Below are 12,848 nucleotides of genomic sequence, written 5' to 3' on the forward strand. Positions count from 1 at the left end.
CAGCATTGAGCTGATAGACCAGGGTCAGATACTTGTGGCCCTTGAAGACGGAAATCTCATCAACGCCGATCTCGGTGACGCCCTCAAGGCTCCGATGGGTGAGGCCGTAGTCGACGACAAACTGGACAGCCCGGAACACCGTATCCCAACTGGTCTCGAAGATGGCAGCCGTTTCCTTCCAGGACAACCGTTTCGCCCAGCGGGCCAGGTAGACCTGATACGAGAAAGTCATCCGCTCCTTGCCAAAGCCCCACGGCAGAGCCTCGACCTTGACGCCGTGCTCTGGGCAATTGACCCGGCGAGGAGCGTAACGAAAGTAGGCCTTGAACGACCAGACCGGCAGGTACTCGAATAATCGCTGAGGCTGCCGATCATACGTACTGCGTTTCTTGCCGCATTCCGGGCAAATCGGCCGACTGTTGCGCCGTGGTTCGATGTCAATGACCAGGGCTTCCACACCGTCAATGATCCTGACGGCAATGGAACCGTAAACGAACGACTTGAATCGTTCGACCTTGTTCAGTAGAGTCTTTATCAGCATTGCCTTTTGCGGTTTTGGGTTAGATAGTTTCGGCAAAAACCATCCTACCCGCCCGGAAAGGGCAATGCTCTAATTTTTACATCCGCCTACCCACAGATTCTGCGGAGGAGGCGAAAAAAGATGGTGTGTCCGTGGGTTATCAAGGTTTGCCTTTCGCTCTTTTTTAATTTTATTGGAGCTTTTTGAAAAGCAAGGTGTTGAGCCAATGATTTTGTTCCGTCCACCCGGCGATGCAAGTGAAGCTGGATATGCAGGTTTTGTAACAGATAGAGACTTGTTGGTTAAAGAATACTATTCTGAAGAGTTACCGAGAGTTATCGGCAACACCGTTTAACCCTTATCAGGCCCCCGGCCGTCAAGAGTAAAAAAGTCCGTTAACGTAGAAAAATAGCTCTTCCCATTCTTTGACAAGCGACTGATCTTCGAGAACCGCCGGTTTCCGGCTTGGGATTCTCTCGGGTTGCGGACTCAGTTTCGCTCCAAACACCTATCGAGGCTCTGAAATGCAGGGGCCGGTCTTTGCGACCTGGGTCACCCTGCCGCCTGGAATCACGCGCGTACCCTTGTGCCGGCCCATTCAAGACAGGCGGGATAAGAGAGGAAGGGGATGTGTGGCAGTTAGTATCGGGCTCGGGTAAGGGGCGGAACCGTTCCCCCTACGGGAAAGAAGAGTTTAGCTCTTTCTCGGCCAAGGTCGTCGTAACGGGTGTTGAAAAAATTGGCTGGGGTCTGGCAATGGGGCTGATTTTCCTGGGTGGGTTCTGGGTGTTGGTGGCTTGATGCCTTTTTCAGGAAGCCTCAGCCAAACAGGTACTATAAGCTCAGTTGGCTATGACTCCCCAGGCGGACGAGCTGAAGAGTTTGTTTGTCGGGCTTTCGATAGATCAGGACAAGATCCGGCTTGACGTGACAATCCCTATGGTCCACCACTCACCCGACAATGGATGGTCGCAGTATTTCTGCGGCAAAGGTCTGTCGGCCACGAGATATTGCAAGACCACACCTAGCTTATCAGCGATATCGTGATGCTTGGGTGTGGCCTTGACGTGCTTGTAGTCCTTTTTGAAGGCACCGGTGCGTTCAATCGTCCGCATCTAAATCCGCCATCAGGTCTTCGACAGAGTTAAAGGACTCGAGTTTTCCGTTGCGAGCTTCCCTCATTGCCGCAACAGTTTCGGCATTGGGCACTAAAGGCTCAAACGGAAGCGCACCCTCACGCGCAACCCTGGTAAGGAGCATGCGGATTGCGTCAGACGGAGTCAGTCCCATTGCCGCAAGAACGGCGGCAGAGTCAGACTTGACTTTCTTGTCAATGCGGGCAGTTACTAATGCATTGGTAGCCATGGTACAACCTCCAAACTTCATATTGTGATTAACATTGTGAATCACATGTAAGCAAAAAGCAAGTGCTTTGCGCAGAACCCTATCTCGTGAAGCGTCAGGCACCTATACGGTCTGATTCATTGGGCTGGGGACGCCGGGCATGGCGCACCTCGCCCGTAAAGACCTCTCGACAGTGATCAAGCTTCAGGTCACGTTCTTCATTTTGGACCTCACTTGGGATTAGCCGATCATTGACCATGTATAGAATATTGGTTATGATGAATACGAATTCAGGAGGTCCAATATGGCTCAGACAACAATGACAGTTCGGATCAGCGGCGAGTTAAGTGATTTTGTTGCGGCAAACGTGGGGGAAAAAGGCTCTTATGAGAACGTGAGTGAGTATATTCGCGATCTCATTCGCCGCGATAAGGAGCGTATGGAACAACAGGCCTTTGAGCGTCTTAAGGGAGAACTCTCTCTTGCTTTTGCTGCTCCGGAGAGTTCTTATGCCCCGTTAACTGCCCAGGAAGTGATCGATCGCAACAGGGCCGGACAGGACTGATGGCGCGTTATTTAATCCAGTCCGCCGCGTCACACCGGATTGATGAAATTTATCAATATACTTTGAGCCAATGGGGAGTAGCGCAGGCCGACAACTACATTATCGGCATGTTTGATACATTTTCAAAGATAGAGACACATGAGGTTCTTTCCCGTTCGATCCCTGCCGACTTTGGAGTGGATGGTTTTTTCTGCCGATATGAAAAACACTTTATTTATTGGCGATATCTTAGTAGCGGTGATATTGGTATCGTTACGATCCTTCGTGAGCGCATGCACCAAGTTGGACGATTGAAGGAAGATTTTGGAACCCTGTGATCGAGTTTTTAAACTCAGTCACGGGTTCTTGAATTATTTCAGGGGGGGCCTTGTCAGTGGATCAATGTCGATGGATGATATTGAGTTCTGGAGCGGTCCTCTGACCTGCTTGGATGTGTTGACGCAACGGGTGTGGCAGTCGGATGAAAACACCCGTAAACCTGTCCGACCCGGTTCTCAAAATCGATAACCGGAAAAAATATCCCTGTGCTATAGTGGCCCTGAATCAGTGAGTTTGTCACCGGCGAATAGCGCGAGTCATTGACCCGCCTGCGCTTCCCAAAAATCACCGGCGAACCTGTGGGTGCGCCTTACGATTTTTGGAAACCGCATTCAGGCCAAGCACTTACACTCTTCATCCGGCCCAAACCCACGGATTCAGGGTAGCGCCATCCCCGTTCTTCCGGAGGTTTCATGCAATTATTTATTTTCTGGCTTGTCTTTCCCGCCGCCGCGGCCTCGCTGGCCAAAAGCAAGGGCAAAAGTGTTCCCCTCTGGGTCGTGCTCGGCCTGCTGCTCGGTCCCTTCGCCATCCTGGCGGTGGCCCTGACCAAGTCAGGAGAGGGCGCCGACAAGAGCTATCAGTAACCTGAATCAGTGAGCTTGTCACCGGCGAATAGCGCAAGTCATTGACCTGCCTGCGCTTCCCAAAAATCACCGGCGAACCTATGGGTGCGCCTCAGATTTTTGGAAACCACATTCAGGCCAAGCACTTACACTCTTCATTCGGAACAAACCCACGGATTCAGGGTTGGCTGTTTTTTATCCCCCTCTCCCATCTCTCGGAAATTGATTATGGATACCAGACAGTTGCTGAAGCAGAATTTCCTCTTTGCCGGTGTCAGCGAAGAGGACCTGGACGAATTGCTGGCGATCTGCCGGCAAAAAAAACACACCCGCGGCGACCTGCTGTTTTCCGATGGTGATGAAGCCGAAGGATTCTTCATCGTCGGCAGCGGCAAGGTCAAGGTCTTCAAGCTCTCGCCGGAGGGCAAGGAGCGCATCCTGCACATTGTCCATCCCGGTTCCAGTTTCGCCGAGGCGGCCATTTTCGGCAACGGTCTCTATCCCGCCTATGCCGAACCGCTGGAAAAATCCCTCCTCCTCTTCTTTCCCCGCGACGAGTTTCTCGGTCTACTGCATCGTCGCAGCCAGCTTGCCATCAACATGATCGGCGGTCTCTCCCGCTTTCTGCGCCAGTTCGCCTCACAGATCGAGGAGTTGACCTTCAAGGATGTGCCGGCCCGCCTGGCGCGCTACCTGCTCGATCTGGCCGGGGATCAGTCATCCTTCGATCTGCCGATTTCCAAGACCCAGCTCGCCTCCAACCTCGGCACCGTCAGCGAAACCCTTTCGCGCACCCTGCGCAAGTGCTCCGATGAAGGCTGTATCAAGGTCGAAGGCAAAAAAATCACCATTCTCGACGCCGACCGGCTCGAAGACCTGGCGGAGAGTTACAAAGAATAGTCCCTCCTGATCCATCCACATTTAAGTTTCATCCGCATTCCGCCGAAGAGAGACTGAAACCTGAATCCGTGAGTCCCTTGTCGGCGGACAGCACACGTCATTGATCTGCCTGAGCTTCCCAAAAATCACCAGCGAACCTATGGGTGCGCTTCAGATTTTTGGAAACCTCATTCAGACCAGGCACTTGCACTCTCCATCCAACAGGAACCCACTGATTCAGGTGAAAGCTCTGTGACGTTTTTGTTCGTATGCCGTATCCCTGCGTCACCAGGGCAACCGGGAAAACTGGCTGGAGGTCGGGGTGCGAAACTGGATCAGGGCGCGTCTGCCGCGCAAAATCATCTTTTCTGTCACCGGCGCCGTCTGTCTGCTGATGGGGCTGTTCGCCGTGGTCATCGTCAGCGAACGGTCACGGGCGCTCGAAAAACTGATGTTCGACAAGGTCCGCACCGACGCCCTGGTCGGCGCCCGCGCGGCTCAGGACATCCTTGAAGGGCTGGTGACCGACGGTCAGCTGTCGATCGATGATCTTTTCGATACCGACTACCGGCACATTGAATCGGGACCGTTGGCCGGCAGCGCGATCCCCAAATACCACACCCGCTACGATACCCTGCTTGATTTACGCCTCCGCGCCCTTGAAGATTCCTTTCTCAACGATGCCAGTGTCGTTTTTGCCGTACTGGTTGATCGCAACGGTTACCTGCCGACCCACAACAGCACTTATTCCAGACCTCTGACCGGAGATGACGCGATTGACATCACCGGCAATCGCACCAAGCGGCTTTTCAACGACCCGGTCGGCCTGCGGGCGGCACGCTTCACCGGAGAGAATGGTGATGTCGTGCTTCGTCAGGTCTACCATCGTGATACCGGCGTCACCATGTGGGATGTCAGTGCCCCGGTTTTCGTCTTCGGCGAACACTGGGGCGGGTTCCGCATCGGCCTGTCGATGCAGAATGTTGAGGCGCAGGTGGCGGCCCTGGTCCGGTTCGTGGTCGGTTCCTTTTGTATCCTTTCCATTGTCGCCGCCCTGACCATCTGGTGGACGGTCAAGGGTGGGACAAAGCGGCTTGATCGCCTGACCCGGCAAATCGAGGCCTTTTCTCGTGATGGCAACTTCGGGCGATTGAAAATCACGGCTCCGGATGAAATCGGCACCCTGACGGCCGCTTTCAACCATATGCTCGACTCCCTTGACGCGGTTACCGTCAGTCGCGACTACCTCGACCGCATCCTCGATTCAATGAACGATTCGCTGATGGTGGTGGTTGCCGACGGCACCATCCGCAAGGCGAATCGCGCCAGCTGCAGGATGCTCGAGTATCAACCGGAGGAACTGCTCGGCATGAGCATTGAAAAGATTTTCGCCGAGCGCAGCGATACGGCGGATTCCTGGTTCGATCATTTCATCGACAGCCGCGACGGCGAACAGGTCGAACTCGAATACCGGACCCGTTCCGGCAACCTGGTTCCGGTCCTCTTTTCCAGCGCCCCTTTGACCGGAGAGGACGGAGAGGGCGATGCCCTGATCTGCCTCGCCCAGGATATCACCGAGCGCAAGATCGCCGAGGAGAAAATCCGCAGCGGCAAGCGTTTCCTGGAAACGGTACTCGACAGTCTTCAGGAAGAGATGATGATCCTTGACGCGAACAGCCTGACCATTCTCAAGGCCAATAAGGCCTTTGTGGAGTCCTGTGGGGAAAACTACGAGTCGGTTGTCGGACAACCCTGCTACAAGCTCACCCATGGTCTGGATCAGCCCTGTGACGGTATCGATCATCTCTGTCCGGTCATGGAGGTGTTTGAATTCGGCAAGGTCGAAATCTGTGAACATCTGCATCGCACCCCGGATGGAAATATCCAGTATGTCGAAATTCAGCTGACCCCGGTGATGGATGAAGCGGGTGAACCCCGCTACCTGATTCACATGGCCCGGGATATCACCCAGCGCAAGAGAGCCGAAATGGAGCTGCAGCATTTCGCTGCCGAACTGGAGAACAACAACCTGGCTCTGGCCGAGAAGACGGCCGCGCTGGAAGAGGCCCATTCCGAGTTGAAAGCCAGCCAGTCGCGTATCCTGCAGCAGGAGAAGATGGCCTCCATCGGCCAGCTCAGTGCCGGGGTTGCCCACGAGATCAACAACCCGATCGGTTTCATCAGCAGCAACCTGACCACCCTCGGCAAGTATGCCGGCCGCATCATTGGCTACCTCGATGAGCAGGAGCGATTGTGGCGTGAAAAGAGCAGGAATGAAATCGGTGATGAGCTGGCGGCGCTGCGGAAAAAGCTGAAAATCGACTATATCGTCCATGATCTGAAAGACCTGATCGACGAATCCCTGGAGGGGGCCGACCGGGTCAAGAAGATTGTCCTCGACCTCAAGGGGTTCTCGCGGGTCGATGATGCCGACTGCAAGGAAGTCGATCTGCATGAATGTCTCGAAAGTACCATCAATATCGCCTGGAACGAGATTAAGTACAAGGCGACGCTGAAAAAGGAATTCGGTGATATCCCACTGCTGCGCTGCTACCCGCAGCAGCTCAACCAGGTGTTCATGAACCTGCTGGTCAACGCCGCTCACGCGATTGAGGACCAGGGAGAAATAACGGTTCGGACCTGGCGGGATGGAGAGGGGATCCGGGTGGCGATTTCCGACACCGGCCGCGGTATTTCAGAGCAGGCCCGCGAGCGGATTTTCGAGCCTTTCTTCACCACCAAGGAGGTCGGCAAGGGAACCGGACTCGGGTTGTCGATCAGTTATGACATCATCAAGAAACACCATGGCGAAATCAGTGTTGAAAGCCGACTCGGGGAAGGAACGACCTTCACGATCTTCCTGCCTCTGCAGAGCAAGGAGGTGCTCGCATGCTGATACCACGAAGCCTGGGGGGGCGAAATTTTTGTTCAGCCATCAAAAGAGTATCTGCGAAAGCATCAAAGTCCGGTGAAGATGATTTTCCGACCCTTCACCGTCAGGCTGTCGTTGCGGGCCGGGGAGAGGAAATATGAATCTGCGGCATAAGACATCGTTGTTGTTGGGGGTTGTTGTCTCCCTGGCTTTGACAGTCAGCGGCTTCTGCATGCACTTCCTGTATGAAAAGGCCCTGCGCGCGTCGGTCTACAGCAGTGTTGACATGGTAGCCCAGAGCACCGCCGCCACCATCGCCAATTATCTCGCCAGCGGTTTCCGCGAGGCCCGGGCGATCGCCTTGACGCTGCCGCTTGACGCCCTGAAAAACAACCATATCGCAGTACTGGAAAAGCAGCTCCGGGTGATGGCCGACTCTTTTCCGAATTTCCGCAACGGTCTGTTTATTCTGAATGCTGAAGGCGATCTGCTGGTCGACTGGCCGCCTCATCCGAAAAAGCGCGGCCGTAATTTCTCTTTTCGTCCCTATTTCCAACGCACCCGCGAAGCCCGCCACGGAATCATCGGTGATCCCTATCGCTCCGCCCGTACCGGGCAGCCGGTGCTGACCTTCACCGCCTACCTTCAGGATCGTCAGGGCAATTTTCTCGGGGTCCTGGGCTGCTCGGCGCAACTGCTCGACCCCGCCGGACTCGGCGCACTGCGGCAGAAAAGACTCGGACAGTCCGGATATATCTACGTGTTCGATGTCTCGCGAAAAATCATCCTGCACCCGGATGAGAAAAGGATTCTGGTCAGCGATGTGCCCCTCGGCGCCAACCCGATGTTCGATCGGGCCATCGAGGGAGTTGACGGAGTCGGAGAAACCGTCAACTCCCGTGGTATTTCGATGCTGCTGGCACTGCGCAAGGTGGCTGGTTCGACCTGGATCGTGGGCGCCCAGGAACCGCGAATCGAGGCCCTGGGGTATATCCATCTTGCCGAATTGCAGATCGCTCTGGCCAGCCTCGCCTGCGCCCTGCTGGCGGCAGTTATCGGCTGGATCGCCGTCGGTCGGCTGATGCGGCCGCTGCATGAACTGGAGGATATTGTCGAGCAACTGCCGTTGCCCGACGCAGATGTAGCCAGCCGGCCAGGCAAGGGGAAAATCCTGGAGCGGCTGCTGCCGCTGCAGAAAAACCCTGAGGTCGGAGGGCTGGCGCGGGTTGTCTACGCTCTCTATGACAAGCTGTCTGAGGCGCTGGCTGATTCCCGGAAGGGTAATGCGGAACTGCAGTCGGCCCAGGATGACCTGACCCAAGCGCTGGATGCTTCCTGGCAGCTGACCGAACAGCTGGAATCGAATCACCGCATCCTGTCCGAACAGGCGGCTGCTCTCGAAGAAGCCAATCGTCAACTCAAGAACACCCAGTCACAGATGCTGCAGCAGGAAAAGATGGCCTCCATCGGTCAGCTGGCGGCCGGGGTGGCCCATGAGATCAACAACCCGATGGGGTTCATCACCAGCAACCTCAACACCCTGGGCAAGTATCTCGCCAAGCTGCGTGCCGCCGACAAGGAACAGACCACCCTGCTGACTGAGCTGATGGACGAAGAACAGGCCGAAGCCTACCGGCGACTGCGCCGCAAGTCCAAGGTCGATATTGTTTTCGAGGATATTCCCGAACTGCTCGATGAATCCCTCGACGGAGCGAAGCGGGTGCGCGATATCGTCCAGAACCTGAAGACCTTTTCGCGCGTTGACCAGGCTGAAGAGACTGAGGTCAACATCAACGATTGTCTCGACAGCACCCTGAAGATCGTCTGGAACGAACTCAAGTACAAGGCCGAGGTGAAAAAAGATTTCGGTGAACTGCCGCCGCTCAAATGTCATCCGCAGCAGCTCAATCAGGTGTTCATGAATATCCTCGTCAATGCCGCCAACGCCATCGAAGAACGCGGCGAAATCCGCATCCGCACCTGGTGTGAGCAGCGGCAGGTCAAGGTTGCCATTACCGACAATGGCTGCGGTATTCCCGACGAGGTGCGGGAACGGATCTTTGAACCCTTCTTCACCACCAAGGAGGTCGGCAAAGGGACCGGTCTCGGAATGAGTATTGCCTACGAAATTATCCAGAAGCACGGCGGGCGGATAGAGATCGACAGCCGGGTCGGTGAGGGAACAACCTTCACCATCATTCTTCCCCTTGATGAAACGGCGGTCGATGATGCTGCAGCGGATGATCAGCCTGCTGATCATGGACAGGGAGAGGTCAGGACATGGGAGAAGTTGTTGGAAGAATCACGGACTCAGGAGACCGGATGACCCTCGACTGGAAAACCCTGGCGCGGCTGAATGTGCCTCTGGTCGAGGTGACCGGGGATCACCGTATCGCCCGTTGCACGGCGCACATGGCTGAGATGCTCGGGAAGACACCGGACGAGCTGATCGGGCAGCCCTGCAACCGGTACTTTTGTCATGGGGCCGATGTCGGTGACGACTGTTTCTGTCTGCAGCCGCTGTCCGCGGAGGGGGAATTGCCGAGCAGGCGATTTGTTATTCGTAATCGCGACGGTCATTCCAGCCTGCTGTTCGGTCAGGCTCTGCCCCATGCCGAAGGCGCGTTTCTGATCCTGCAGGATATGACCGCGCAGCTACAGGTCCGGCGTCAGCTGCAGCACCATGAGCAGCAGAGCGAATTCCTGTCCCGCGTCTCCAACCGCATGATCACCCTGCCGGCGGATCGGGCCGACGATGGGATCAACTTCGCCCTGGAAGAACTCGGCCGGTTCCTCCAGGCGGACCGTTGTTACCTGTTTCGTTTCAACAGCGAACGGCAGACCATCAGCAATTGTCACGAATGGGTGTCGAATCGCTGCCGACCTGATTTGGAGAACCTGCAGGATATTCCGGTGGCCGAACTGCCCTGGTTCTGGGAGGCCATGGCCTCCCATCAGCCGCTGGTGGTGAATGATACCGCCGACCTTCCGCCGGAAGCGGGTGCTGAACAGCAGTACTGGCAGGAGAAACAAATCGGGGCCCTGCTGGTGGTGCCGCTGGTTGACAATGGTCAGATCTGCGGTTTTCTCGGTGTCGATGCGGTCGCGCAGTGTCGAAGATGGCAGAAATCGGATCATGAACTGCTGTCGCTGGTCGGCGACCTGGTGCGTGGCCTGGTTTCCAGGAAACAGGGTATCGAGGCACTGGAGAACAGTTCCCGTCGTTTTGCCACCCTGGCCGACGCGGTGCCGGCGTTGATCTGGGAAACCGGAGTGGATGGACGGCTCTGTTACGGCAACCGGCACTGGCAGCAGTTCACCGGCTGGACGGCTGAGCGGAGAGACCAGGGCTGGGATGCGTTCGTCCATGTCGATGACCTGGCAAAAATGGTGATCAAGACCGATGCCTGTCTGCAGAAAGGGCGTCTTTTCAGTCAGGAGTTGCGACTGAGACGAGCCGACGGTGAATACCGCTGGATGGAGATCAATGGCGCGCCGATAACGGCCGGCGACCGGATCTGCGGCATGATCGGTTCCGCCTTCGATATCACCGACCACAAGATGGTCGAGGAACAGTTGCTGGCCCTGAACGATTCGCTGGAACAGCGGGTTGAAGAACGGACCGCCGCGCTGCAGAAACTCAACAATGAAATGCGCACCCTGTCGCTGGCGGTGGAGCAGTCTCCCTGTTCGATTATCATTACTGACCTTGACGGCTGTATCGAATATGTCAATCCCAAGTTCAGTGAAGTGACCGGGTACACTGAGAAGGAGGCTCGGGAGAAGAATCTGCGGGTCCTCAAGGGGGAGGACGGCTGTTCTGACGACAGTCTACTTTGGAAGACCCTGACCGCCGGAGAGGAATGGCGCGGCGAATTTCACAATCAGCGCAAGAACGGTGAGTTTTTCTGGGAGATGGCCAGTATCTCGCCGATCGCCGACAGTGATGGCAATATCCGCCATTACCTGGCGGTGAAGGAGGACATCACCGAACGCAAAGAACTTGAACAGGCCGTTCTGCACGAGCGGGATGAGCTGCAGGAAGCCCAGCGGGAACTGCAGCGGGCCTACAACGAGCTGAAGGCGACCCAGTCGCAGATGCTGCAGCAGGAGAAGATGGCCTCCATCGGCCAGCTGGCGGCCGGAGTGGCGCATGAAATCAATAACCCGGTCGGATTCATCAAGAGCAACCTGGCGACCCTCGGCAAGTACGTCGACAAGCTGCGCCAGTTCATCGAGTTGCAGGCTGAGATCCTGGCGGAGCAGGTTCCCGCGGAGAAGCGCGAGGCGCTGAAGGCCGAGGAGAAGAAACTCAAGATCCGCTACCTGCTCGACGACATTCCCGACCTGATCGCCGAATCCCTCGACGGTGCCGAACGGGTCAAGACCATTGTCCAGAACCTGAAGAGCTTCTCCCGCGTCGACCAGAGTGAATACAGTGAGGCCGATATCAACGAATGCCTGGAAAGTACGATCAATATTGTCTGGAACGAGCTGAAGTACAAGGTCACGCTGGAGCGGGACCTGGCCGAACTGCCGCGCGTCAAATGCTACCCGCAGCAGCTCAACCAGGTGTTCATGAATATTCTCGTCAATGCTGCCCAGGCGATTGAAACCAAAGGGGAAATTGTCGTTCAGACGGCTGTCGAGGACGCCTCTGTCGTGGTCCGTATCAGCGACGACGGCTGCGGTATCCCGGAAGAAAACCTGACGCGGATTTTCGAACCTTTCTTTACCACCAAGGAGGTCGGCAAGGGCACCGGGCTGGGGATGAGCATCTCGTATGAAATCATCAAGAAACATGGTGGTGATATCGAGGTGGACAGTCGGGTCGGCGAGGGGACGACCTTCCGTATCAGCCTGCCGCTTGAGGGTGCTCCGGCGCCGGACACAGATGACGATCAGGTCAGCAACTGACTCGCAGAGAGGATCAGACCATGGAACAGCAGATCAATTTGCAGGAACAACAGGTTCGTATCCTTTGCGTTGACGATGAACGCAATGTCCTGCGGGCTCTGCAGCGGATATTTCTCGATGATGACTATGAGATCTTCACGGCCGAGTCGGCCGAAGAGGGATTGACAATTCTGGAGGAGGAAGAGGACTTTCAGCTGGTCATCTCCGATTACCGGATGCCGGGACAGAACGGAGTCGATTTTCTGCGCGAGGTTTGTCGCCGGCGTCCGGAAACGGTTCGTATCGTCCTCTCCGGTTACGCCGATGCCGGGGCGATCGTTTCGGCCATCAACGAGGGTCAGATCTACAAGTTCATTCCCAAGCCATGGAACGACGACGAACTGAAAAATACTCTCGACGCCGCCCTGCAGCTCTATTTTCTGCAGCAGCGGAACCGGCAGTTGATGACCGAACTGCAGGAGAGCAACGATAAATTGCAGGAGATGAATGAAAACCTTGAAGAACTGGTGGCTGAGCGAACCCAGAGTCTCGAATTCAAGAACCAGGCCCTCGGCATTTCCCAGAATATTCTCGACGCTCTGCCGGTCGCGGTGATCGGTTTCGATGTCGATGGCACCATCGTCAAGACCAACCAGGCGTTAAGTGAAATTCTCGACATGCCCGACCAGCACCTGGTGGGATTGCCGCGGGAAGATTTTCTGCCGGATTGTCTCAACCGGTTCGTCGATGAATCCGGTGATGAGGGGGCAGGCTGCCGAAGGATCGAGATCAGCGGCCGGAAACTTCTGGCCTGGGTTTCCCGTATGGCTTCGGGAGATCAGGAGGGGATCATACTGACCCTGGCGAACGGGGATTGCGGCAGTTGAC

10 protein-coding genes and 2 pseudogenes are annotated in these 12,848 nt (G+C 55.9%); 9 read left to right on the forward strand and 3 right to left on the reverse strand.

Going from position 1 to position 12,848, the window contains the following annotated elements; genetic code table 11:
- The 3 genes and pseudogenes from C2E25_RS09665 to C2E25_RS09680 form a co-directional block, all read right to left on the reverse strand.
- The coding region (locus C2E25_RS09665; protein ID WP_146032938.1) for a transposase family protein at positions 1-541 on the reverse strand (541 nt) is incomplete at its 3' end.
- An 813-nt stretch (positions 542-1,354) separates the two neighbouring features.
- A pseudogene (locus tag C2E25_RS09675) lies at positions 1,355-1,635 on the reverse strand (type II toxin-antitoxin system YafQ family toxin).
- Complete coding sequence (locus tag C2E25_RS09680; RefSeq protein ID WP_103115545.1) at positions 1,622-1,885, reverse strand: type II toxin-antitoxin system RelB/DinJ family antitoxin; 264 nt, start codon at positions 1,883-1,885, stop codon at positions 1,622-1,624. Before C2E25_RS09680 ends, C2E25_RS09675 begins: the two are co-directional and overlap by 14 nt.
- A gap of 283 nt (positions 1,886-2,168) precedes the next feature.
- Between C2E25_RS09680 and C2E25_RS09685 the strand changes: the two genes are divergently transcribed.
- From C2E25_RS09685 to C2E25_RS09715, 9 genes and pseudogenes are all read left to right on the forward strand, one after another.
- Positions 2,169-2,429 carry a ribbon-helix-helix domain-containing protein gene (locus C2E25_RS09685; protein ID WP_103115546.1) on the forward strand — a complete coding sequence of 87 codons (261 nt, stop codon included), beginning with the start codon at positions 2,169-2,171 and terminating at the stop codon, positions 2,427-2,429.
- Positions 2,429-2,746: a type II toxin-antitoxin system RelE/ParE family toxin gene (locus C2E25_RS09690; protein ID WP_103115547.1), complete on the forward strand. Its 318-nt coding sequence runs from the start codon at positions 2,429-2,431 to the stop codon at positions 2,744-2,746. Before C2E25_RS09685 ends, C2E25_RS09690 begins: the two co-directional genes overlap by 1 nt.
- A gap of 414 nt (positions 2,747-3,160) precedes the next feature.
- Entirely contained in the window at positions 3,161-3,334 is a 174-nt protein-coding gene (locus C2E25_RS17675) for a hypothetical protein (RefSeq protein ID WP_199177401.1), read from the forward strand.
- A 207-nt stretch (positions 3,335-3,541) separates the two neighbouring features.
- Complete coding sequence (locus C2E25_RS09695; protein WP_103115548.1) at positions 3,542-4,213, forward strand: Crp/Fnr family transcriptional regulator; 672 nt, start codon at positions 3,542-3,544, stop codon at positions 4,211-4,213.
- A 301-nt stretch (positions 4,214-4,514) separates the two neighbouring features.
- Positions 4,515-7,088: a PAS domain S-box protein gene (locus tag C2E25_RS09700; RefSeq protein ID WP_103115549.1), complete on the forward strand. Its 2,574-nt coding sequence runs from the start codon at positions 4,515-4,517 to the stop codon at positions 7,086-7,088.
- Positions 7,089-7,350: 262 nt separating this feature from the next.
- Positions 7,351-8,013, forward strand: a pseudogene (locus C2E25_RS18115) (cache domain-containing protein); the annotation flags it as partial.
- A gap of 657 nt (positions 8,014-8,670) precedes the next feature.
- Complete coding sequence (locus C2E25_RS18120) at positions 8,671-9,390, forward strand: sensor histidine kinase (protein WP_420094626.1); 720 nt, start codon at positions 8,671-8,673, stop codon at positions 9,388-9,390.
- Positions 9,387-11,981, forward strand: a complete 2,595-nt coding sequence (locus tag C2E25_RS09710; RefSeq protein ID WP_158247207.1) for a PAS domain S-box protein — start codon at positions 9,387-9,389, stop codon at positions 11,979-11,981. Before C2E25_RS18120 ends, C2E25_RS09710 begins: the two co-directional genes overlap by 4 nt.
- Positions 11,982-12,001: 20 nt before the next feature.
- Positions 12,002-12,847, forward strand: coding sequence for a response regulator (locus C2E25_RS09715; protein WP_103115552.1), 846 nt, complete (start codon positions 12,002-12,004; stop codon positions 12,845-12,847).
- The last annotated feature ends 1 nt before the right edge of the window (position 12,848 follow it).

This window comes from Geothermobacter hydrogeniphilus, assembly GCF_002898515.1.
Taxonomy (GTDB): Bacteria; Desulfobacterota; Desulfuromonadia; order Desulfuromonadales; family Geothermobacteraceae; genus Geothermobacter_A.

Excerpts from the sequence above, each read along its gene's own strand:
- C2E25_RS09715 (WP_103115552.1), top strand. The coding sequence starts at position 12,002 with ATGGAACAGCAGATCAATTTGCAGGAACAACAGGTTCGTATCCTTTGC.
- C2E25_RS09685 (WP_103115546.1), top strand. The coding sequence starts at position 2,169 with ATGGCTCAGACAACAATGACAGTTCGGATCAGCGGCGAGTTAAGTGAT.
- C2E25_RS09710 (WP_158247207.1), top strand. The coding sequence starts at position 9,387 with ATGACCCTCGACTGGAAAACCCTGGCGCGGCTGAATGTGCCTCTGGTC.
- C2E25_RS17675 (WP_199177401.1), top strand. The coding sequence starts at position 3,161 with ATGCAATTATTTATTTTCTGGCTTGTCTTTCCCGCCGCCGCGGCCTCG.
- C2E25_RS09690 (WP_103115547.1), top strand. The coding sequence starts at position 2,429 with ATGGCGCGTTATTTAATCCAGTCCGCCGCGTCACACCGGATTGATGAA.
- C2E25_RS09695 (WP_103115548.1), top strand. The coding sequence starts at position 3,542 with ATGGATACCAGACAGTTGCTGAAGCAGAATTTCCTCTTTGCCGGTGTC.
- C2E25_RS18120 (WP_420094626.1), top strand. The coding sequence starts at position 8,671 with ATGGACGAAGAACAGGCCGAAGCCTACCGGCGACTGCGCCGCAAGTCC.
- C2E25_RS09680 (WP_103115545.1), bottom strand. The coding sequence starts at position 1,885 with ATGGCTACCAATGCATTAGTAACTGCCCGCATTGACAAGAAAGTCAAG.